Here is a 22,781-nt window from a genome sequence, read left to right on the forward strand (position 1 = left end):
TCTCGTCAGCCCCCTGGACGGCGTCCCTCAAACGCCGCCTGGAGGAGTTCCCTTATCGACCCCAAATCGATTGGCCTCGGATTCGCATAGGCGTTCCTCACCGCGATTGCCGCCGCGCGGTCGAGATCGGCTTGCCCGATGCCGATCTCCTTCAGGCTCAGCGGAGAGCCGACGGAGCGCGCGAAATCCCAGAGCCCGCTGCCCGCCGAGCCACCACCGAAGGCATCGGCCATCGGCCGCAGCAAATCTGGCACCGCCGCTTCGTTGAAGGCGGTCGTGTAGGGCAGCAGGATGGCGTGGGTTTCGGCATGCGGCGTGTCGAACGAGCCGCCGAAGACATGCGCCAGCTTATGGTGCAGCGCCATCGAGACATAGCCGAGCGCGGTCGAGCAGCACCAGGCCGCATAGAGCGCCTGCGTCCGCGCCGCGCGGTCCTGCGGATTGTCGATCAGCCGCGGAATGCCGTCCCGGAACGCAGCCATGGCATCCCTGCACATCAGCACGATCACCGGGTTGCGGTCGGGGGCGTAGAAGGCCTCCATGGCGTGGGCGATCGCATTCATCGCCGAAGTGACGGTGAGACCAACCGGGAGGCTCAGTGTCAGATCGACGTCGTAGATCACCGTCTCGGGACGGATGTCCGGCGAGCGGCGTGTGGTCTTTTCGCCGGCCGCCGTCTCGCCGAGGATGTCGGTCATTTCCGAGCCGGCATAGGTGGTCGGGATCACCACCTGATCGGCGCCGGTGCGCACGGCGATGGCCTTGCCGAGCCCTGTGGTCGAGCCGCCGCCGAGGCTGACGACCGCCGTGGCGCCGCTGGCGCGGAAGGCGTCGACGGCCTTTTCCGTAACCTCGACGGGGGTATGCATGACCGCGCCGGCGAAGACCCCGGCGGCGAGGCCGCCAAGGCTTTGAGCCAGCTTGTCCGCATCGGCCTTCTGATGTGGCGTCGACAGCACCAGCGCCTTGTCATGGCCGAGCCGCCGCACCTCCTCCTCGGCGCGGGCCATCGTGCCGGCACCGAAGATCACCCGCGTCGTCAGCCCGGGAAAGGTGAAACTGTCCATCATCGCGCCGCCCCCATGCGCGCACCCCGGCCGGCCTCCAGGTCGGCGATGATGGTGCCCAGCATTGCAATCTCGGCGTCCGAAACCTCGTGGCTCCGGCCGGGGAACAGATCGGCCCGCAGGCTCGCGCCACCGCGGCCGAGCGACTGCGCCGTGTCGGCGAAGGCCGAGACCGGAATCCAGGGATCGGAATCGCTGCCGGAAAGATAGACCGGCACGCCGGCCGGCACGGCTTCGGAGCGCCCGTCCGCCGGCACACCGACGCGGCAGCCCGTGAAGGCGGCAAGCGCGTCCGGCGGCGGCAGCCCGGCGCAGAGATATTCGATCGACAGGCATGCTCCTTGCGAGAAGCCCGCCAGAAGCAGCGGCAGTCCGGGCAATTCCGCCCGCGCCGCCACCACAGCGGCCGCCAGGTGGTCGAGCGCGTCGGAAAGGTGCGCGCGGGCGACCGGCGTCAACGGGTCGACGGCGCGCGCCTCCCACCATGCGCCGAGCGGCGCGCGCGGCAGGATGAATGCCACGGCCGGCGCGGAAAGCCGCGACAGCACATGCGACTGCATCTCCTCCGGCGATTGGCCGCGGCCGTGGACGAAGACGCAGATCGCCTTCGCTTCTGCGCCCTTTGGCCCGAGCCGAAGTGGACCGCTGCCTGAACTCACGCGAAATCCGCCTGTTCCAGACCGGCCTGCAATTCGCTCTCGCGATCCTTGAACCATGGCGGGAAGACCAGCGTCTTGCCGATCTGGCCCGGGGGTTCGTCCTTGGCCCAGCCTTCCGGCGTGGTCCAGGCGAGTTCGAACAGCGCGCCGCCGGGCGAGCGGACATAACAGGACTTGAAGTAATTGCGGTCCTTCTGCTCCGAGATATCGGTGAAGCCGAGGCCCTCGATATGAGCGCGCAACTTCAACTGGTTCTCTTCGCCGCCCGTGTTGAGGGCGAGGTGGTGGATCGTCCCGCCCGCCAGCGTCCAGGTGCCTTGCGCGCTGTCGCGATCGACGATCACCTCGACCCGCTGATTGACGCCGGTCGCGTCCGGCACGCGGAACACCAGCCCCTCGTGATTGTCCGCCTCCTTCTCCAGCGGCAATGCGACGGTCAGGAAATCGTCCATCGCGGTGCGATCCATCACCGCCACGATGGCGCCGTAGATGCCCTTGATGCCGTGGGCCTTGCCGATGCCCTGCGCCTCGCTGGTGATGGGCGCGCGCGGATCGCTGTCGCTTTCCACCAGCTCATGCGGGATGCCGCAGGGATGCGCGAAAGCCACGCGGTCGGCGCCAAAGCGTGTGATCTTGGTGGCCTTGATGCCGCGCGCGCTCAGCCGGTTCACCCAGAAATCCGCCGCCCCCTTGGGGATGGATTGCATGATGGTGCGCGACTGGTTGGTGCCGCGGCGGCCATAGACGCCCGGCTTGCGGAACGGGAAAGTGGTGATGATCGTCGAGGCATCGCCGTCGGGCGAGCCGTAATAGAGGTGATAGACCGGGATGACGCCGTCGAACAGGACGGTGCGCTTCACCGAATGCAGGCCGAGTGCCTTGGTATAGAAATCAAAATCTTCCTGAGCGCCGTCAGTCGACAGCGTCAGATGGTGGTAGCCGCTGACACGGGCCATCGCTCATCTCCTCCCAGAGGTTTCGGTTTCGCCCGGCCGCTGCGGGCAGAGCACGAGATTGAGGTCGAGTGCGTGCTTCCGCTTTCCTCCATTGGGCGGCAGCGCGCGGAACTCGGCCATGAGTTCGGGTTTGACCCCGAAAATGGCATCCCGGCCGATCGCGGGGTCCGACCGGTCGAAGATGTGGGTCGTCAGCGTTTCGAAGCCCTGTGCCGAAACGCGAAAATGGATGTGAGCCGGTCGCTCGAGGCCAAGACCGAGCGCGGACATCAATTGACCGACAGGGCCGTCCGCCGGCAGCGTGTAGCCCTTCGGCTTGACCGTCATGAAGCGGAACCGCCCCTGCGGATCGGCACGGAAGCGTCCGCGCAGGTTGAATTCCGGTTGTCTGTCCGGTTCCTGGTTCTCGTACAGGCCCTCGGCATTGGCCTGCCAGATCTCGACCATGGCATCGCCGATCCCCGCGCCGCCGAGCGCCACGATCCGCCCCGTAACCTCCAGCGGCTCGCCCTTGTGGTCGCGCGAGATGTTCCCGCCGAGCGGCATTTCCGGCACATCGGCCCGGTAGAAAGGTCCGGCCAGGGTGTTGGGTGTCGCCCCGGCGGGGCGCGGGCTGTTTTGGTCCTCGATCAGCGAGGACACGCCCAGCACATCGGCGAACAGCACCCATTCCTGGCGCCGGGCATCGGCGTAATGGCCGACCTCGGTCAGAAAATCGATCGCCAGCCGGAATTCCTCGCCGGAAGGCCGCAACTCCACGATCAGCGCGTGCAACCCATCCACGGCCGCCTGTGCCGCCGCCGCCAGGCGGGACTGGCCCATTGCCGCCAGGCGCCGCGCGAATTCTTCGGCCTGCGTCGAGATCGCCTTGGGGAATTCATCCCTCTGGGGGTCGTGCTGGCCGTCCATTTCGCCGGGGCCTCCCTTCCCCTTGCCAAACGGGATAACACGGCCCGACGCGATGCTTGATGAGATGTCGCGCCCCTTGTATAGCGTTTTGCTATGAAGCTGAACGAGCGCCACCTGATGCAGCTCGCCGCGGTGCTGGATGCAGGCGGCGTGTCGGAAGGAGCCGCCATGCTGGGCCTGACCCAGCCTGCGGTCAGCCGATCGCTGGCCATGCTGGAGGCGCGGGTCGGCGAGCCCCTCTTCCTCAAGGGCCGCCGGCCGCTGCAGCCGACACCGCTCGGTTTCCAGCTGGCGGCGCAAGGGCGCACGATCATCACGGCCTCGCGCAAGGCGTCGGATGCGGTGCAGGGCTTCATGAAAGGCACCAAGGGTGTCGTCCGCGTCGGCGGCGTGCCTTTCTTCATGGATGCCATGATCAGCCGGATGATCGGCGAATTCCAGAAGCTCGAGCCCGAGGTCACCGTCCAGCAAAGCTATATGAACCTGCCCGAGATGGTCGCGGCGCTGGAGAGCAACCAGATCGACCTCGGGATCGTGCCGATCGGCGTGCTCGACCTCGGACCCGGCTTCGAATTCACCGAGATACTGCCCGGACGCAATGTCGTGGCTTGCCGGCCAGACCATCCGCTGCTGCGCAATCGCCGCCTCAGGGCGCATGACCTGACCAGCTTTCCCTGGGTGGCGCCCCTGCCCGGCTCTCCGCTGATGTCGGACCTGCAGATGATCCTGATGAGCATCGGCATGTCGGACCTCAACGTGCGCTATTCGGGGGGCTCGCTGATGAGCGTGATCAACTTCCTCGCCGAAACCGATGCACTGGCCGTGCTGCCATTTTCCGTGGTCTTCGCGCAGCGCAAGGAGAACCGGGTGACGGTGCTCCCCTATGAAATCCCGCAGCCCAGCCGCTCACTGGGCATCCTGCGCCGGGTTGGCGGGCCGCGCTCTCCGGCGGCGGAGCGCTTTGCCGGCCACGTCACGACCGCCTTCGAGAATTTGAAGCACATCATAAAACGGCACGAGAATGCCGTCATCTGGGGTCGTTAGAGCAGTTCATCGTTTCACGGAACGGCGCCACAAACGGCCGTCTGGCCTGTTTTCCGAGTACGCATATTCCCGAGACTCGCGATCGCGACGGGAACCGCTGGTGAGAGGTTGCACTTCGGGGGACAGCGCGTTGGCATGCCGGGTCCGAGTCTTTAGACTTGTCATTTCGGCCAAGTTCAGTAATTGCGCCAGTTGACCTGCCAGCATGGCATCCGGAAGCACAAACGAAGGATTGAGGAACTTGGTCGAACTCAACACCCAGATTGCGCATGCTGCGCGTGATCGGAACTCCCCACGAGTCGTCGCGGTCCTTACAACACGCAACGAGGAACGGTTTGTCGCCGGATGTCTCGATAACCTCTTTCGTCAAGGCGTACAGGTCTACATTTGCGACAATCAGTCGACGGACCGAACGCTTGAGATTGCCCAGCGCTACCGCGGGGCCGGATTGATAGGGTTCGAAAGCATCCCGCACAACGGCTGGTATTGCTGGGAACAGCTTCTTCGTCGCAAAGAGGAACTATTTCAGTCGCTCGAGGCTGACTGGTTCATGCATCTTGACGCTGACGAGATCCATCTTCCGCCGGCTTCGTACTCATCGTTGGTCTCCGCCATTGCGGCAGCCGACGCACTCGGCTTCAATGCGATCGAGTCTTCCGAGTTCACGTTCATTCCCACCAGGGAAGCCCCCGACCACGACAATCCCAATTATCAAGACACGCTGCGCACCTACTACCCGTTCCGGCCGTTCTCCCCACACTGCGTCCGTGCGTACAAGAAACAGGACGGCCCCATGGAGATTGCGTGGTCAGGGGGCCATCGCGTACGCTTCGGGGAGCCGGTGAGGCTCTCCCCCGAGCGTTTTCGCATGAAGCATTATCTGTTCCTGAGCGCAGAGCACGCCGCGCGCAAGTATGGTGGCCGCCGGTTCCTGAGCGAGGAGGTCAATGGTCGTGGTTGGCACGGATGGCGACCCCGCTTGCGACCAGGCGATATCCAACTGCCGGACACTACCCAGGTGCGCACCACTGCGACGGACGATGATCTGGACGAGGCCAATCCATGGTTGGCGCACTGGCTTGAGCGGTACGCCTCGTGAGCGATGGACAGCTCCCCCGCATCTTGGCGATCGCGGACCGACCCGGCTGGGCGATCGATAGAAAGACCCAGAACCTCCGGCGCGTGCTGGCAAGAAGGTTCGAGATCGTCGAACGATTTCAGCATGATGTGACTGAGTCCGACGTGAACGCCGCCGATGTCGTGCTCATCTTCTATTGGTTCCAGATCGCGAAGCTGCCTCTGCCGGAATCGGTCCTCGCCCGGCGCTCTGACAGGCTGCTCATCGGGATCTGCAGCCACAGGGAGGTGGAGGGCGAATTCCGCGAGCCCGGGCTCGCTATCCTGCAGCGGTTGGCGCGCGCCGTCTTTGTCAACAATCGGAAGCTCGAGCGCGAATACGCTCCTCTACTGCGTATCCCGGTCCACTACACGCCCAATGGAGTCGACACGACATTCTTTTGCCCCCCGCCGGAGCCGCAACCCTATTCTGGCGAGCTCCGCGTCGGATGGGCGGGAAGTCTCGGCAACCATGGTCCGGCACATCGCGGCTTCCACGACGTCATCGAGCCCGCGGTCGCGGCCGTGCCGGGCGTGCGACTGCAGACTGCGATTCGGGAGCAGCACTGGCGCAACCATGACGAAATGCTCGACTTCTACCGGGATCTCGACGTTTATGTCTGCGCCAGTCGCAGCGAAGGCACACCCAATCCTTGCCTGGAGGCGGCGGCGTGCGGTGTCCCCTTGGTGACGACCCGTGTCGGAAACATGCCCGAGTTGATTCAGGATGGCGACAACGGGCTGTTCTTCGATGGAACCGCGGAAGGGCTTGCGAACAAGCTCGCCCTGTTGCGGGACATGCCATCGCTCCGGTCGCGGATGGCCGCCCGCATGATCGAGGCGATCCGAGAGTGGGATTGGGGCGTGCAGGCGGAGAACTACGCGCACATGTTTACCTCGTTGCTCACTGCAGCGGAGCGGTCGGGCCGGTGAGACGTGCGGCTTCAGAGGTGCCCGGCCGAACCTGACCTTTGGCGGCCGAACTCGATGCCGAAACACGTCGCGCCATGTTCCAGCAAAACGAACTAAATGCCGTATGACCCGTGGCACCGGCAGCCTGTGCCGTCGGTGGATTTCGAGCGCCTCGGCCGCGAAGATCGACAGGATGGCGAGGAGCTTCAGATATTTGAACCTGCGGCGTGCGCCCCCTTGGCCGGCGGTCGATCCAGGGTCATTGTGTGGCGGGTAAGCTTTCACTAGTCTTTCGGCTGGGTCGAGGATCGCACGCATGACGCCGAAACTGAACCGCTGGAAGCGCTTCGCCGACTGGGACGAGCGGCCGTTGCGGCTGGACAAGTTTGCGGCGGAAGACCCCGCCAACGGCTTCTCCGCTTTCTCCAGTCCGGCCGATCCCCAACCCGGCATCGGCATCAAGGACGGGCGCGTCGTATCCCTCGATGGGGTGCTCGAACACGACTACGACATGATCGACCGCTTCATCGCCCGCCATCACATCGATCCGGAGGTGGCGCCGGAAGCGATGGCGCTGGACTCGGCGACCGTCGCACGCTGGCTGGTCGACATGAATGTGCCGCGCGAAACACTGGTGCGGCTCGCCCATGGCATGACACCCGCCAAACTCGCCGAAGTGGTGTCGCAGCTCAACGCGCTGGAGATCGCCTTCGCCTACTCGAAGATGCGGGCTCGCAAGACGCCGGGCAACCAGGCGCACGTCACCAACGCCAAGGACGATCCGCTGCAGCTCGCGGCCGATGCCGCGACCGCCGTCGCCTTCGGCTTCGACGAGATCGAGACGACGATGCGCGTGTCGCGCAACGCCTGGTCCAACGCGGTGGCGTGCGCGGTAGGCGGCGCGGTCGGTCGCTGGGGAACGCTGTTCCAATGCTCCAGCGAGGAAGCCGAAGAGCTGCGCATCGCCATGGCTGGCTTCACCTCCTACGCCGAAACCGTTTCCGTCTACGGCACTGAAAAGTCGTTCACCGATGGCGATGACACGCCGTGGTCCAAGGCGTTCCTGGCCGCCGCCTACGCCTCGCGCGGCGTCAAGATGCGCTGTACGTCCGGTGCCGGCTCCGAGTTGCTGATGGGCTTCCACGAAGCCAAATCGCTGCTCTACCTGGAAGCGCGCTGCCTCTGCCTGCAGCGCGGCATGGGGGTGCAAGGCACGCAAAACGGCGGTATCGACGGAGCGCCTTTGACCGCCACCATACCCGGCGGTGTTCGCGAACTGATGGCCGAGAACCTCATCGCCGTCTGGCTCGATCTCGAATGCGCCTCGGGCAATGACGCGCGCTCGACCGAATCGGAAATTCGCGTCGGCGCCAAGATCCTTCCCTACCTGATTGCCGGCTCGGATCTGATCTGCTCCGGCATGGGATCGATCCTGAAATACGACAACTCGTTCAACCCGTCGCTGATCAACGGCGAGGAACTGGAAGATTATCTGGTGCTGCAGCGCGATTTCGAGGCCGATGGCGGGCTGACGCCGCTGCCCGAGTCGCGCGCGATCGAGCTGCGCGAGCGGGCGGTGGAAGCGATCGCCGCCGTGTTCGAGGAACTCGACCTTTCCTCACCGACCGAGGACATGAAGAGCAGCGTGGTCTATGCGTCCGGTTCCGACGATACGCGCAGCCTGATGCCGCGCGACGTCAGCTTTATCAGCGAAGCCATCAAGGAGCGCGGCATCACCGTGATCGATGTGGTCAAGGCGCTGGCCAAGCGTGGGTTCCGCGAAGAGGCGGAGAACCTCCTCGACGTGGTCAAGCTGCGCCTTTCCGGTGACTATCTCCAGACATCGGCGATGATCCGCAATGGGCGGATCGTCAGTGCGGTCAACGATCCAAACGACTATCTCGGCCCGGGCTCCGGCTACCGCGTGTCCGAAGAACGGCGTCTGCAGCTCAATGACATCCGCGACGTGCTGGACCAGAAGGAGGTGCTGCGCTCGGAAGCCCTGCACGAGAAGGACGAGGCAAGGCACATCCGCTATCGCAACCTTGGGCCGGCGGCCAACGGATCGACGAAGGACGATGTGGTCATCGGCATCAGCCCGGCCTTCGGGCTCAAGCTTTATCGGACGACGGCCGGACATCGGCTCTCCGAAGTGCTCGGCGCCATGCTGGATGCGATCCACGCACGCGGGCTCAAGGCGCGCGTCGTCCGCTTTCGCCATACGGCCGATACCTCCTTCCTCGGCCTGTCCGCCGCCCGGATGGCCGGCAGCGGCATCGGCATCGGCATCCAGGCCAAGGGCACGGCCGTCATCCACCAGCGCGATCGCCAGCCGCACAACAATCTGGAGCTGTTTTCCAATGCGCCGATCACCAGGCTCGAGCACTATCGCGCGCTCGGTGCCAATGCGGCGGCCTATGCGCTGGGCGAAATGCCGGAGCCCATCGTCGTGCCGCAGCGGGGCGAGGCCATGGGGTCTCGCTACCACGCCCGTGTCGCCCTCATCTACGCCATCGAAACCGGGCTGACGGAGGCAGGCGCGGCTCCCGAAGAGGTCGACGTCACCCTGACGGGGGTGAAATCGTGACCCACACGCGCGCCGACTATCCGCTCGCCGAAACGCAGCCCGGCGCCGTGACGGGCAAGCGCGGCAAGTCGCTTGCCGAGATAACGCTGGATTCGGTGCTCGCGGGCGACGTGACGATGGATGACCTTCGCATCACCCCCCAAGCGCTGCAGGCACAGGCCGATGTGGCGCGCGATGTCGGCCGGCCGACACTGGCCCTCAACTTCGAGCGTGGGGCGGAGCTTGTCGAGGTGCCGCAGGATTTCATCATGCAGGTCTATGAACTGCTGCGCCCCGGCCGCGCCAAATCCAAGGAAGAATTGCTCGAGGCCGCGGCCACGATGCGCGATACCTACCAGGCCGAACGCATCGCCCGTTTCATCGAAGAAGCAGCCGAGACCTACGCGGCTCGCGGCCTTTTCACGTTCCGCTTCTGAAAGGACCGCATGAACTGGAAAACCGGATTCCGTTCGCTCTACTATCTCGGCGCGCCCGAGCCGGATGATCCGGTGCTGGTGCCGGCGCAAACAGCCATCTTGGTCATCGACGTTCAGAACACCTACCTGGGACGGCCGGATCGCGCATCGCTTTCGCCGCAGGAACAGCACCGCTACGATCTGTGGACGCCGTTTCACGAGCGTATGCACGGCACGGTCATACCGAACACGGCGAGACTGCTGGCGCTGGCACGGCAAAACGGCATCGAATGCCTTTTTGCCCGCATCGCCTGTCACACCAAGGACGGGCGTGACCGCTCGCTCTCGCAGAAAATGCCGGGCTGGAATAACTTGCTGCTGCCAAAGAACGACGCACCGTCGCAGCTGGTTGCCGAGCTTCAGCCGGCCGGTGACGAGATCGTGGTGACCAAGACCACCGATTCCGCGCTGACGGGAACGAATCTGCGCCTGATCCTTCACAATCTCGGCATCAGGAATGTCATCTGCTGCGGTATCTTCACGGACCAGTGCGTGTCCTCGACGGTGCGCAGCCTGGCGGATGAGAGCTATGCCGTCATCGTGATCGAGGATTGCTGCGCGGCGGCGACCGAGGAGCTTCACCGCAAGGAGCTCGAAATCATCAACATGATCTATTGCCACGTCATGTCGAGCGGCGAGCTATGCAAAATCATGGCCTTGGCAAACTGACGCCGCGTCCGTACTGTCATGGCTGCACGAGCAGGCTGGGACACATCGGCCGCCCCGTGCGGGGAACTGCATACAGCTGTCACGAATGGAGAGGGCTTCATGTCCATGGAAACTGCACGCGGGACGATCGACGTCTCGAAGAGTAACAGCATCAACCTTTTGCACTCGAAGGCCGTGGGGCTCGCCGGAGTGCTCTTCCTGGCCGTCACCGGCGCGGCGCCAATGTCGGCGATGCTGGGCAATGTCCCGTTCGCGGCGGGCTACGGCATCGGCAAATATACCCCTGCCGCCTTCCTGATGGCGACGATCGTGCTGACCATCTTTTCGATCGGCTATGCCGCGATGGCATCGCGCGTATCGTCCGTCGGCGGCTTCTACTCCTTCATCAGCCAGGGGCTCGGCCGCGAGGTCGGCATGTCGGCGGGCATCGGCTCGCTCGCCTGCTACTCGCTGTTCGAAGCTTCCCTCACCGGACTGTTCGCCTTTTTCGGCAATCTGTGGCTTTCCCAGCATTTCGGCATCAATGTGCCGTGGATCGTGCTGGCGCTCGCCATGATCGTGGTCATCGCAGCGCTCGCCTACCGCGACGTGAAGGTGTCGGCACGGCTGCTCGGCATAGCCCTCATTCTGGAAGTGATCATGCTGATGATCTTTTCGCTAGGCGTGATCTTTGCCCATGGCGGGACGAATTTTTCCGGCGATTCGCTCAATGTGTTCAAGGTGTTCACGCCTGTCGCCGAGCAGAAAGTCGGCAGTGTCGCCATACCGGCGGGCGAAGCGGCCGTCGGTATCTTCATGGCGTTCTGGTCGTGGGTCGGCTTCGAGATGGCGCCGAACTATGCCGAGGAATCCCGCGATCCGAAGCGCATCATTCCGCAATCGCTGCTGATTTCGGTCATCGGCCTTGGCCTGTTCTACACCTTCGTCAGCTGGTGCGCGGTCGCGGCCTATCCGACCGAGGCCGATATGGTGGCCAAGGCCTTCTCCGACGGCGTGAACTTCTTCTTGACACCGGTGCAGAGTTTCGTCGGCGGCTGGGGCTACCAGCTGATGTCGCTGCTCATCCTGACGAGTTCCTTCGCCTGCGGCATGGCCTTCCACAACACCGCTTCCCGCTATCTGTATTCGCTGGCGCGCGAAGGCGTCCTGCCGCAGGCGATCGCCGAGACGCATGACCACCACAAGAGCCCGCACAAGGCCTCGGCGCTGCAGTCGGTGCTGGCGGCGGTATGGGTGCTGCTCTACGGTCTGGCCTACGGCTTCGACGATCCGTCGGGACAGGCCTGGCTTGGCGTCTATACGCTGTTTGCCGTGCTTGGCACCGGACTGCTTTTGGTGCTGCAGGCGGTTGTCTCGCTGGCCATCTACATGTGGTTCAAGAAGAACGGCGGTGGCAGCATGCTGACGACTGTCATCGCGCCGTTGATCTCGCTCGTCGTGCAGTTGGTCCTCGTCTATACGCTGGTCGCCAATCTGGCGACTCTGGGCGGCACCAATGGCTTTGCCAGGAGCATCCCCTATGTCGGGCTTGCCATCCTTATCGTCGGCCTGATCTGGGGCTTCGTGCTGAAGTCGGCCAACCCCAAGGCGTATGAGAACATCGGTCACATGGTGAACGAGGGCTAGGGCATTCCTCGCCCTGGACTTCCAGCGTCAACGGGGACGGAGCCTCGCTCTGTCCCCGTCTCATTTTGGAGCTTCAAGTCATGACCCAGTCTTTGAAGGGTCGGTCCGTCGTCGTTACCGGCGGGTCGAAAGGCATCGGCAAGGGCATAGCGCGGGTGTTCGCACTCTCGGGTGCCAAGGTCGCCATCGTTGCGCGCCATCCCGACCAGGCCGAAGCCGCGGCCGCCGAGATCGGCCATGGCGCCTTTGGCGTGGTTGGCGACGTTACCTCGCTCGCCAGCATCGAGAGCGCGCTTGCAGAGGCAGCCGCGAGAAACGGCAGTATCGACGTTTTGTGCGCCAATGCCGGCATCTTCCCGCAGGCACGGCTCGAGGACATGACCTCGCAGCAATGGGACGAGGTTGTCGACACCAACCTCAAGGGCACCTTCCACGCGGTCAAGGCGGCGGTTCCCCACCTAAAGGCATCCGACCAGGGCCGCATCGTGCTGACGTCGTCGATCACCGGCCCGATCACCGGTTTTCCCGGCTGGTCGCACTACGGCGCCACCAAGGCGGGACAGCTCGGCTTCATGCGAACGGCCTGCATCGAATTGGCGAAATACGGCATCACCGTCAACGCCGTCATGCCCGGCAACATCTTGACCGAGGGCCTTGTCGGCCTGGGCGAGGACTACCAGAAGACCATGGCCGCCTCAATCCCGCTCAAGCGGCTCGGAACCGTGGAGGACATCGGTTACGCCGCGCTCTATTTTGCGTCGAAGGAAGCCGGCTACGTGACGGGACAGACAATCATTGTCGATGGCGGCCAGATCCTGCCTGAGAGCCTGGAGGCACTGGCATAGGGTGGTTCAAAACTTGCTCAGATAGGCCTCGCACAGCCCGACCGTTCCCTCGGTATAAGGAAGGCCCATCGACTTGGCGAGGTCTGTCTCGGCGTGCGAGCCGATCCACGCGACCAGGAGCAGACGGCGCAGCATCACGAAGGTCGGGATCTCGTCTTCGTCCGCCCTGGGCAGGTCAAGCACACGGCGATAGCCGGTCGTCCATGACCGGATGAGATCGGCTGCCTGTGGCTCGTGCTCGTAGAAAGAGATGGGCGTCGCCGCGTCGTACATGTACCAGCCGAAGCCGCAGTCGTCGAAGTCGATGACCTTCACCGTCCTGCCGTCGATCAGAAGGTTGGCGAGCCGCAGATCGCAATGGATGAGGCCGAAGCGGTCATGGCCCTTGCCGAAGGCGGCGAGCCGGCGGCCGATCAGCTCCGCGGTGCGGCCAAAAAGCCTGGCTTTCGCGGCGTCGACGCCGATGCCGTCACGCCAGCGTCCCCAATGCGGCCTCTCCTCGCCGAGGCTTGTTTCGAAATCCCACACAGGGCGGCTGAACCAGGAAGGGCGCTTCCACTGCCGGGTATGGATGTGCATGCGGGCCGTCACCTCGCCGAGCAGTTCGAAAGGTTCGCCAAGCGCCTCGCCTATGCCCGGCTCCGAACCGGTCTCCCATTGCGACAGCACGACATTGCGTGGTTGCGCCAATCTGGCGTGACCGACACGCTGGATCTGTTCGCCGTCCTTGCCCGCGATCGGCATGGGCGTGGGGACGATCCCGGTCTGGCGCAGATCGGTCAGCCAGGCAAGTTCGGATTGAATGGCCGTCCTTGAATGGTAGCCGTCGCGATGAATGCGGAGCGCCCAGCGCCGGCCGTCGCGGGCCGCAATCTTGTAGGTCGCGTTCTCCGACAGGTTGATCATCTCGACGGAAACGTCCGTCGGCAGATCGTAGTTGGCGGTGGCCGCTTCCGCCGTTTCCTGCAGGATCCCGAGTTGCTGGTCGTGGGTGAGCGCGTCGAAATCCATCACTGTCCGTCCTGCCCTATCCCAAAACACCTGCCCCCTGCAGGAACCCGCGCGATCCCGGCAAGCCCAGCCGCCCGTTCGCACTGGACGCCTGACAATTTCAACGAGGGTTGGACCATGTCAACTCGCCTTGCCTGCCTGATGCAGCAACGCCCGCGCGCGCGGCATTGCCGCGTCGAAGCGATCCATAATGTCCCGGCAGGTCTCGTTGTCCAGAAGAACGCCGGGCTTCCATTGCAGCACCCGCTTGTCGAGCGACGAGAAGATCGCCCAGACGCCCTGCTCGTAGAGCGCACGCGACACGAAGACGGCGCCTTCCGGATGATTGCTGAATTCCAGCCCGAGGATCACGCCTTTCTGGCGCACCCCGGTGAAGATATCGCCGTGACGAACCAGCATCTCGCGCATGGCCTGCGCCATGAACTCGGTCACGGTGCCGACATTGGCCACCAGTTCGGGCCGCTGCAGCATCTCGATGACCTTGTGGCCGACGACACAGCCGAGTTCGGCCCCGCCGGTGGTCGAAATGTGGGCCGCCCCATCCTCGTTGAGCCAGCCGCCGGCTCTGTCGTTCACCAGCGCCGCGCTGATCGGATAGAGGCCGCCTGACAGGCCCTTTGCCGTCACCATGATGTCCGGCTGGACGCCGTAGGCCTGCCAGCCCCACATGCTGCCGGTGCGCATCAGGCCGGTCTGGACCTCGTCGGCGATGTACATCGCGCCATGCTTTTCGCACAGCGCCTTGCAGGCGGTGAGATAGCCATCCTTCGGCATCGGGAAGCCGTAAGTGGCGGGGATTGTCTCCATGATCAGCGCCGCGACGTCTTGACCCTCGAGCACCCGTTCCATGGCGTCGATATCGTTGAAGGGAACCTGGATGAACGTCTCCGGCTGGTCGGAGAGAAAGATCTTGGTGAAGCGATCGTCGCCGGTCGCCACGGCGAGCCCCGAATGCCCGTGATAGCCCTTGATGATCGACACGATCTTGCGCCGCTTGGTGGCGTAGCGGGCGCTCTTGATGGCGATGTCCACCGCCTCCGCGCCGCCCGGCGCGAAGATCGCGTATTTCATTCCCGGCGAGACATTGACGAGGGATTCGGCCAGCGCCGTTCGCGCCACGGAAGGGAACCAGTGGTTGCCTATGTCGAAATAGTCGAGCGCGCTCTTCAGCGTCTCGACCAGCTCCGGATTGCGGTGACCGAGATTGTAGGTGCCGCCATTGAGGTGCAGGTCGATCAGGCGCCGCCCCGACATGTCGTAGAGGAAATAGCCCTCCCGCCTGCCGATCACCAGATCGATCCCGGCCTTCTGCCAGAACCTGGTCTTGTCGGGGTTCCAGAAACGCATTGCCTTGTCGAAAAAATCCTGCTTCGACTCGAACTCGAAGGGGCCGAAGTCGTACATGCCTGTCTTGTCCTCAAAGGTTGATCGGGCGAGGCTCGCCCGATCGATGATGCAGGATTACCGACCGGCGAGAAAGGGGGGAAGCATGATCCTGAAGGACAGGACCGCGATCGTCACCGGCGCGGGATCCGGCATCGGTAGGGCGGCGGCGCTGATCATCGCGCGCGAGGGTGCGGTGGTCGGCGTCGCGGATCGTAGCGCCGACGGCGCCAACGCGACCGTCGAACAGATTCTTGCCGCCGGTGGCCGGGCAAAGGCGCTTGTGTTCGACCTGACCGACGATCAGGCGCTTGAAGCCGGTTTTCACGATTTCATCCACACTCAGGGCAGGATCGACATCCTGCACAATCATGCCGGCGTACAGGTCGAAGGCGACGTGCTCGGTGTCAGCGTGAAAGGCTTCGACACCTCCTGGACGCTTAACGTGCGGGCTCACTTCCTCGGTGCCCGCATCGTCATGCCATTCATGAAGAAGGCAGGCCGCGGCGTCATCCTCAACACGTCGTCGAGCTCCGGCGTGCTCTACGACCGCGAGATGATCGCCTATACGACGACCAAGCACGCGGTGATCGCGATGACCAGGCAGATGGCCGGCGACTATGGCCGCTTCGGCATTCGCGTCAACGCGCTTTGTCCGGGTTGGGTGGACACGCCTTTCAATGCTCCTTTCATCGCCCAGATGGGAGGCCGGGAAGCCATCGAAGCCTACATCCGCGAAAGGGTGCCGCTTGGCCGTTGGGCAACCGTCGAGGAGGTCGCGGAGGCAGTACTGTTTCTGGTGTCCGACCGGTCCTCGTACATGACGGGACAGATCCTGGTTGTCGATGGAGGAGAAACGGTGATCTAAGCAATTCCAGGAAAAGTGTGAGCGGTTTTCCCCGGGAAAAGCGCACAGCGCTTTCCCTTGGGAATTAAGTCAAAACAAAGAGTTAGAGCGGTGCGCCGTCTCCATGAAACGGTGAAACTCTTCGGGAAAAGCGCAGGTGCTTCAGCCTGGCGCGAGTGCCTTTCACGAGTGCCGGTGCGCCAATGATGGCCCTGACCGGTCATAGGAATGCGCTTTGGTCGGCGCTGGGGACGGACGGCGAAGATCTATTCGAAAGAGTAGGTAAATCCTTCCGGCGAGGCACCGACGGTGACTTTTGTCATCTTCTTGCCCTCGAGCGAGCGATTGAGCACGCCGCGGCTGAGTTCCGGCAGCAGCGTGTTGGTGAGGATGGCGTCGATCATGCGCCCGCCGGATTCGATCTCGGTGCAGCGCGCCTTGACCATGTCCATGACACCGTCGCCGATCACCAGCTCGGCATCGTTGGTTGCCTTGAGGCGCCGCGCGATCTTGCCGAACTGGTGCCTGGTGATCGCCTCGATCATCGCGTCCGAGAGCGGATAGTAAGGGATTGTCACCACGCGGCCGAGGAAAGCGGCCGGAAACACTTTCAGCAGCGGACCGCGCAAGGCTGTGTCCAGGTCGTCCATGCCGGTGCGCAAGGTGCCGTTCTTCGTGCGGTCCATGATAACCTCGGAGCCGACATTCGAGGTGAGCAGGATCAGCGTGTTCTTGAAATCGATCCGGCGGCCTTCGCTGTCGTCCATCATGCCCTTGTCGAAGACCTGGAAGAAGATCTCGTGTACGTCAGGATGCGCCTTCTCGACTTCATCGAGCAGGATCACCGAATAGGGCTTGCGCCGCACGGCCTCGGTCAGGATGCCGCCCTTGCCGTAGCCGACATAACCGGGCGGCGCGCCCTTCAGCGTCGAGACCGTGTGCGCCTCCTGGAATTCGGACATGTTGATCGAAATCAGGTTCTGCTCGCCGCCATAGAGCGTTTCGGCCAGCGCCAGGGCCGTCTCGGTCTTGCCGACGCCGGAGGGGCCGCAAAGCAGGAACACGCCGACCGGCTTCTCCGGCGCGCCGAGGCCGGCACGGCTGGTCTGCACACGCCTCGCGATCATCTCCATCGCATGGTCCTGACCGACAACGCGCTCGGACAAAGTGACGGCGAGCTTGAGCGCCTTCTCGGTCTGGCTGGACAGCATCCGTCCCGTCGGGATGCCGGTCCAGTCCTGGACGACGGCAGCCACCGCATTGCGATCGACCGACGGCAGGATCAGCGGGGTCTCGCCCTGCGCCTCGGCAAGTTCCGCCATCAATTCGCGCAGTCGTGCCAGATCGGCGGTGGAATCCGGCACGGCAACAGGCTCGTGCGCGGCAGCGGCCTGCATCTTTGCCGCCTTTGTTTTCGTGGACTTGCTCTTCGAGCCCTTGGGTTCAGCCGTCTCGGGTTTCGGCGCTTTGGCCTCAGGTGCCTTGCTTTCATGCGCCTCGGCAGCCGGCGCATCGACGGCCTCGCCCGGAGCGGCTTCCCCGCCCTCCACCGCGTCGAGCGGCACGCCCTCGCCTCGGAGTTTGGCGCGCAGGTCGAGAATCTCGGCGACAAGCGCCTTTTCCCGATCCCAGCGCGCTTGCGCTGCCGCAAGCGTGGTCTCGGTTTCCGCCAACCCGGCCTCCACGCGAGCCTGTCTGTCGGCCACTTCGATGCCGATCGCCGCCTCGCGGCCGATGATGGCTTCCTCGACCTCGAGCGCCTGGCGGCGGCGCAGAATGTCCTCGACCTCCGCCGGCGTAGCGTGCTGCGAAACGGCAACGCGGGCGCAGGCGGTGTCGAGGAGGCTAACCGCCTTGTCGGGCAGCTGTCTGGCCGGAATGTAGCGGTGCGAAAGCGAAACCGAGGCCTCTATCGCCTCGTCGAGGATCTGCACCTTGTGGTGCTGCTCGAGAACGCCGGCGACACCGCGCAACATCAGCACGGCCACCGTTTCGGAAGGTTCTTCGATCTTGACCACCTGGAACCGACGGGTCAGCGCCGGATCCTTCTCGATATGCTGCTTGTATTCAGCCCAGGTCGTGGCGGCGATGGTGCGAAGCTCGCCGCGCGCGAGCGCGGGCTTGAGGAGATTGGCCGCATCGCCGGTTCCCGCCGCGCCACCGGCGCCGATCAGCGTGTGCGCCTCGTCGATGAAGAGGATGATCGGCGTCTCTGAGGCCTGGACCTCGTCGATGACGGCCTTCAGCCGCTTTTCGAACTCGCCCTTGACGCTGGCGCCCGCCTGCATCAGCCCGACATCGAGCATGCGAACGCTGACGTTCTGAAGCGTCGGCGGCACGTCGCCCTGGGCGATGCGCAAGGCAAAGCCCTCGACGACCGCCGTCTTGCCGACACCTGCCTCGCCGGTCAGGATCGGGTTGTTTTGCCGGCGCCGCATCAGGATATCGACAATCTGGCGGATTTCAGGATCGCGGCCGACGACCGGATCGATCTTGCCGTCGCGAGCACGCTGGGTCAGGTCGGTGGCGTATTTGGCGAGCGCCGAATCCCCGCCCGGGCCGCGTCTCATCGGCGTTTCGGCGGCCGCCGCGGCCGGGGGTGAGCCGGCTTCGAGCGAGCCCTCGGTGACGTCGGCGAAGCGGGCAATGACCCCGTCCGCATCGATCTTGTCGAATTCGGCGCTGATTTTCGAAACCAGCCCATCCAGCGCCGGCGTGTTCAGACAGGCGAGAAGAATATGCGCGCTGCGCACCTCCTCGACACCGAATTCCAGTGTGGCCAGGCTCCAGCCTTCCTGTATGGCGTGGAAGATGTGATCGGAGAATTCCTCCACCGAGGTCGCGCCGTAGGGCAGCTTGTCGATGGCGCGGGTCATATCGGCCGTCAGCCGGCTGACATCCAGCCCGGCATCGGCGACGATCATCTGCACATCCGAGCGCTCGGACAGCACCAGTTGCTGGACGAAATGAACGAGTTCGACATAGGGGTTGCCGCGCAACTTCGCCGTGTCCGCGGCGGCCTTGAAGGCGCGCACCCCGGTGGGATTGAGCTTTGCAACGAGTTCCTTGCGCTTGAAACTCTGCGACGATCGGCGCTGTTCCATTGAACCTGCCCCCGAAATCTGCTGACCGTACCCTGCCATAGAAGCGGCCGCTTGACAAAGCCGTGTGACGAACGAGGCCTTCCGACCCGGTTCGGGCGGCACCTCGTGGTTACACAAGCCCTGCAAACTCCTGCAACAAACCCTGCGGTCCGAGCCATGCGAGCCATTTCGCATGCCCGGCCGCCGATCGCGTTATGGGTTTGGTTGAAGGATTACCGGAGAATTCAGCTTCTGTTAGTTTTTGAGGAAGTGCTCAATTGTCGTGGCATGGGACCGATGATAACGTTGCGTCACATGGGTCACAGGGCCCTTGCTGGGGGTAGGTGTGATTGATCTCGCACTCTGGCTGAATCCTCTGGACGGTGCGAACCCGTCGGGAGAGGATTTACGCAACGACCCGGCTTTTCATGAGCTCGAGCGGCTCACGGAAGCCCAGCTCAAGGTCGTCCACGACGGTGGCAACAAGGCTTCGCAGTCAACCAGCTTCGTCGACTGGGCGGCCATCCTCGAAAAATCGGAAGAATTGCAGTCGCGCGGCCGGGATTTGCGCCTTCTGGTCATCGTCACGCGCGCGCTGGCCAATGAAGAGAAGCTGGCCGGCCTCGCCCAGGGACTGACCCTGATCGCAAGGACTTTCGACCAGTATTGGGATACGATGCATCCGGCTTTGCGGACGGGTGCCACGCCCCGCGACGCGGCACTGCGACGCATCAATGCGCTGCTTGACCTCCAGAACGGCCAGGAAGGCCTGCTGGCGAACCTCAGGCACACCGTCTTCTTCTCACCGCGCGCCATCGGGCCGATCAGCGGGCGAGACCTGGAACAGGCAGCGCTCGACGAGCGCGTCATGCTCCAGGAAGCTGCCTCGGGCCTCGGAACCGCCGAAAAGGCGGCGCTGACGGCCGCCCACAACCAGCTGCTGAACCGAGTGCGCACGGGGTGCGCGGCGCAGATCGATCAGGCCGCGGGCACAGTCACGACACTTTTGGCCGATGCGCGCGCCGCGATTTCGGCGCTGGAGGCGGTGGATGCCGCGCTCAATGCCCGCATCGACGGCAACGGCGCGGCCGTTCCGGATTTGAAGAAGTTCCTGCAGCGCCTGCTGACGACGCTGGAGCGGAATTCCAGCGCCGGCGCCATGGCCAACGGTGCGGCAAAGCCTGGCCCGCAGCCGGCCCAACCGGCATCGACGCCCACCCAAAACGGTCATGGAGCCGAAACGATGGCAAGTGTGGCAAGCTCTGTGGAAGCCAGCGCCGGCCTGCCTGACCGGATCAACTCGCGCGACGATGTCGTCAAATGCCTCGATCTCGTGGTCGCCTTCTACGACCGCACCGAACCGTCCAGCCCTATCCCGCACCTCGCCCGGCGCGTGCGCAGGATGGTGCACATGGATTTCGTGGAACTGATGGAAGATCTCGCCCCGTCGGGGCTGAAGGAATTCCGGCTGCTTGCCGGTGTCGCCGATCCCAAGAAGCCGGCCCAGAAGGATGAAAGGTAACAATCATGCCAGCAGAGAGCAAAGCCAAGGTCATCGAAAGAAACCGCGCCCCGCGCGTGCAGATCGCCTACGACGTCGAAACCTACGGCAGCCCCACGACGATCGAGTTGCCGTTCGTCATGGCCGTCATGGCCGACCTTTCGGGCGCCTCGCAGACCAAGGAAGCGTCGAAGTCGGTTCTGGACCGCAATTTCGTCGAAACCGACGCCAATCGCTTCCCCAAATTCATGGAAGCGATGGGGCCGCGCGTGAAGGCGCGCGTGAAGAACACGTTGCCGCAAGCCGAAGGCGCCGAGCGGGACGAGGAACTTGCGATCGATCTCACCTTTGCCAAAATGGGTGATTTCGCGCCGGACAAGATCGCCGAGCAGGTGCCGCAACTGGCCGAGATCCTCAAGATGCGGCGTCAACTCGAGGAACTGCTGGGCTTCATGGATGGCCGGGTCGACGCCGAAAAGCGCATCGCGCAGCTTCTGAACAACGAGCCGCTGCTGAGCAAGATCGCCAGCCAGGCGATTTCTGACGGCAAGGGCGAGGAGTAAGTCATGGCCGAACAGCAAAAGACCGCAGTCGCTACCGCCGAGGCCGAAACCATCGATCTTGGCGAATTCAGCGGCCTCCTTGAAAAGGATTTCAAGGTCAAGAAGGACGACAGCGAGAAACTGCAGCAGTTGGTGCGCAACCTGGCGCTGGCCGCTCAGTCCCGTTCCGAGACGACGACCATCTCGTCCAACGCGATCAGGTCGATCAAGTCGCTGATCGCGGGCATCGACAAGATGCTGACGACGCAAGTCAACGAGATCCTGCATGCCCCGGAAGTGCGGGAGATTGAAGGCACATGGCGAGGCCTTTGGTACCTCATCAACAACACCGAGACGGACACCAAGCTGAAGATCCGGGTGATGAACATCTCCAAGGAGCAGTTGGGCGACACGCTGGAAGACTATGAAGGCCAGATGTGGGACCAGAGCCCGATCTTCAAGAAAGTCTACACGGATGAGTATTCGATGCTGGGCGGCGAGCCGATCGGCTGCATCATCGGCGCCTACGAATTCTCCAACCATCCGCGCGACGTCGGCCTGCTGCGCAACATCTCGGGTGTCTGTGCCTCGGCGCACACGCCATTCATCGCGGCCGCCTCGCCGCGGCTGTTCCGCATGGACAGCTGGCAGGAACTGCCGAACCCGCAAGACCTGCAGATGATCGTGAACAACCCGGCCTATGCCTCATGGCAGTCGCTGCGCGAGAGCGAGGACGCCCGCTATATCGGGCTCACCATGCCGCGCGTGCTGGGACGCTTGCCCTATGGCTCGGAAACCGTTCCGGTGAAGGGCTTCACCTTCGAGGAAGAGGTGGGCGGCGACCACAACAAATATGTCTGGATGAACGCCGCCTTCCCGATGGGCGTCAACATCAATCGCAGCCACAAGCTCTATGGCTGGGGAACGCAGATCCGCGGCGTCGAGAATGGCGGCACGGTGCTCAATTTGCCCGTGCACGCTTTCCCGACGGACGACGGTTCGATCGCAATGAAATGTCCGACCGAGGTCGCCATCGACGACCGGCGCGAGGCGGAATTGGCGAAGCTTGGCCTGATGCCGATCCTGCACCGCAAGAACACCGATCTCGCGGCCTTCATCGGCGCGCACTCGCTCCAGGATGACGAGACGCGCGCCGGGCGCCTCGTCGACCCCGACGCCCAGTCGAACGAAAGGCTGAGCGCCAACCTGCCCTACCTGTTCCCGGCGTCGCGTTTCGCGCATTACCTCAAGGCGATCGCGCGCGACAAGATCGGATCGTTCAAGGAACGCACCGATATGGAGATCTGGTTGACCGAATGGATCAACCGGTACGTGCTGGCCAATCCAGCCTTCGCCGACGACAAGGCGCGGGCCAAGCGTCCGCTTGCCGCTGCCGAGGTTCAGGTCGACAGCGTCGAAGGCCGGCCCGGTCACTACAATGCCCGTTTCTATCTGCGTCCGCACTACCAGTTGGAAGGCATCAACGCCTCCCTCCGGCTGGTATCGGAACTGCCGTCAGTGAAGGGCTGAAGTCGCAGCGAAGTCATCTTGTTTCGTTTGAAAGCGGTG

19 protein-coding genes are annotated in these 22,781 nt (G+C 63.8%); 12 read left to right on the plus strand and 7 right to left on the minus strand.

Annotated features, from left to right (window positions below; all coding sequences use genetic code 11):
* Positions 1–5: 5 nt before the first annotated feature.
* The 4 genes from FJ546_RS13580 to FJ546_RS13595 are packed head-to-tail and all read right to left on the minus strand — an operon-like array spanning position 6 to position 3,591.
* Complete coding sequence (locus tag FJ546_RS13580) at positions 6–1,067, minus strand: maleylacetate reductase (protein ID WP_246686848.1); 1,062 nt, start codon at positions 1,065–1,067, stop codon at positions 6–8.
* A complete protein-coding gene (locus tag FJ546_RS13585) occupies positions 1,067–1,726 on the minus strand; it encodes a phospholipase (protein ID WP_140889791.1) in 660 nt (219 codons plus the stop codon). The genes FJ546_RS13580 and FJ546_RS13585 overlap by 1 nt, the downstream gene beginning before the upstream one ends.
* Complete coding sequence (locus FJ546_RS13590; RefSeq protein ID WP_140889792.1) at positions 1,723–2,682, minus strand: VOC family protein; 960 nt, start codon at positions 2,680–2,682, stop codon at positions 1,723–1,725. Before FJ546_RS13590 ends, FJ546_RS13585 begins: the two co-directional genes overlap by 4 nt.
* A gap of 3 nt (positions 2,683–2,685) precedes the next feature.
* On the minus strand, positions 2,686–3,591 hold the full coding sequence (locus tag FJ546_RS13595; RefSeq protein ID WP_140889851.1) for a dioxygenase: 906 nt from the start codon (positions 3,589–3,591) through the stop codon (positions 2,686–2,688).
* A gap of 93 nt (positions 3,592–3,684) precedes the next feature.
* On the opposite strand from FJ546_RS13595, the gene FJ546_RS13600 reads away from it, so the two are divergent.
* From FJ546_RS13600 to fabG, 8 genes are all read left to right on the plus strand, one after another.
* Positions 3,685–4,635: a LysR family transcriptional regulator gene (locus FJ546_RS13600; RefSeq protein WP_019859771.1), complete on the plus strand. Its 951-nt coding sequence runs from the start codon at positions 3,685–3,687 to the stop codon at positions 4,633–4,635.
* A 241-nt stretch (positions 4,636–4,876) separates the two neighbouring features.
* Positions 4,877–5,734 carry a glycosyltransferase family 2 protein gene (locus FJ546_RS13605; protein ID WP_246686843.1) on the plus strand — a complete coding sequence of 286 codons (858 nt, stop codon included), beginning with the start codon at positions 4,877–4,879 and terminating at the stop codon, positions 5,732–5,734.
* Positions 5,731–6,684: a glycosyltransferase family 4 protein gene (locus FJ546_RS13610; protein WP_140889793.1), complete on the plus strand. Its 954-nt coding sequence runs from the start codon at positions 5,731–5,733 to the stop codon at positions 6,682–6,684. The genes FJ546_RS13605 and FJ546_RS13610 overlap by 4 nt, the downstream gene beginning before the upstream one ends.
* A gap of 295 nt (positions 6,685–6,979) precedes the next feature.
* Positions 6,980–9,250, plus strand: a complete 2,271-nt coding sequence (locus FJ546_RS13615; RefSeq protein ID WP_140889794.1) for a propanediol/glycerol family dehydratase large subunit — start codon at positions 6,980–6,982, stop codon at positions 9,248–9,250.
* Positions 9,247–9,666: a diol dehydratase small subunit gene (locus FJ546_RS13620; protein ID WP_140889795.1), complete on the plus strand. Its 420-nt coding sequence runs from the start codon at positions 9,247–9,249 to the stop codon at positions 9,664–9,666. The genes FJ546_RS13615 and FJ546_RS13620 overlap by 4 nt, the downstream gene beginning before the upstream one ends.
* Positions 9,667–9,675: 9 nt before the next feature.
* Entirely contained in the window at positions 9,676–10,374 is a 699-nt protein-coding gene (locus FJ546_RS13625; RefSeq protein WP_140889796.1) for a cysteine hydrolase family protein, read from the plus strand.
* A 99-nt stretch (positions 10,375–10,473) separates the two neighbouring features.
* Positions 10,474–12,000, plus strand: coding sequence for an APC family permease (locus FJ546_RS13630; protein ID WP_140889797.1), 1,527 nt, complete (start codon positions 10,474–10,476; stop codon positions 11,998–12,000).
* 80 nt (positions 12,001–12,080) lie between these two features.
* A complete protein-coding gene (gene fabG, locus FJ546_RS13635) occupies positions 12,081–12,845 on the plus strand; it encodes a 3-oxoacyl-ACP reductase FabG (protein ID WP_140889798.1) in 765 nt (254 codons plus the stop codon).
* 6 nt (positions 12,846–12,851) lie between these two features.
* On the opposite strand, the gene FJ546_RS13640 is transcribed toward fabG, so the two are convergent.
* Both FJ546_RS13640 and FJ546_RS13645 read right to left on the minus strand, forming a co-directional pair.
* Positions 12,852–13,856 carry a phosphotransferase enzyme family protein gene (locus FJ546_RS13640; protein WP_246686844.1) on the minus strand — a complete coding sequence of 335 codons (1,005 nt, stop codon included), beginning with the start codon at positions 13,854–13,856 and terminating at the stop codon, positions 12,852–12,854.
* A 120-nt stretch (positions 13,857–13,976) separates the two neighbouring features.
* Positions 13,977–15,260, minus strand: a complete 1,284-nt coding sequence (locus tag FJ546_RS13645) for an aspartate aminotransferase family protein (protein ID WP_140889800.1) — start codon at positions 15,258–15,260, stop codon at positions 13,977–13,979.
* 85 nt (positions 15,261–15,345) lie between these two features.
* Between FJ546_RS13645 and FJ546_RS13650 the strand changes: the two genes are divergently transcribed.
* Positions 15,346–16,107, plus strand: a complete 762-nt coding sequence (locus tag FJ546_RS13650) for an SDR family oxidoreductase (protein ID WP_140889801.1) — start codon at positions 15,346–15,348, stop codon at positions 16,105–16,107.
* Positions 16,108–16,352: 245 nt separating this feature from the next.
* Here the strand turns inward: FJ546_RS13650 and tssH are convergent, their stop codons facing one another.
* A complete protein-coding gene (gene tssH / locus FJ546_RS13660; RefSeq protein WP_140889803.1) occupies positions 16,353–19,190 on the minus strand; it encodes a type VI secretion system ATPase TssH in 2,838 nt (945 codons plus the stop codon).
* A 325-nt stretch (positions 19,191–19,515) separates the two neighbouring features.
* On the opposite strand from tssH, the gene tssA reads away from it, so the two are divergent.
* From tssA to tssC, 3 genes are read left to right on the plus strand one after another with little or no spacing between them, the layout of a single operon-like run.
* On the plus strand, positions 19,516–20,691 hold the full coding sequence (tssA, locus tag FJ546_RS13665; RefSeq protein WP_140889804.1) for a type VI secretion system protein TssA: 1,176 nt from the start codon (positions 19,516–19,518) through the stop codon (positions 20,689–20,691).
* Between the two features lie 5 nt (positions 20,692–20,696).
* On the plus strand, positions 20,697–21,233 hold the full coding sequence (tssB, locus tag FJ546_RS13670; RefSeq protein ID WP_140889805.1) for a type VI secretion system contractile sheath small subunit: 537 nt from the start codon (positions 20,697–20,699) through the stop codon (positions 21,231–21,233).
* A 3-nt stretch (positions 21,234–21,236) separates the two neighbouring features.
* Positions 21,237–22,742: a type VI secretion system contractile sheath large subunit gene (tssC, locus tag FJ546_RS13675; protein WP_140889806.1), complete on the plus strand. Its 1,506-nt coding sequence runs from the start codon at positions 21,237–21,239 to the stop codon at positions 22,740–22,742.
* Positions 22,743–22,781 lie beyond the last annotated feature (39 nt).

The sequence above is a fragment of the Mesorhizobium sp. B2-4-19 genome (genome assembly GCF_006441315.1).
GTDB lineage: Bacteria > Pseudomonadota > Alphaproteobacteria > Rhizobiales > Rhizobiaceae > Mesorhizobium.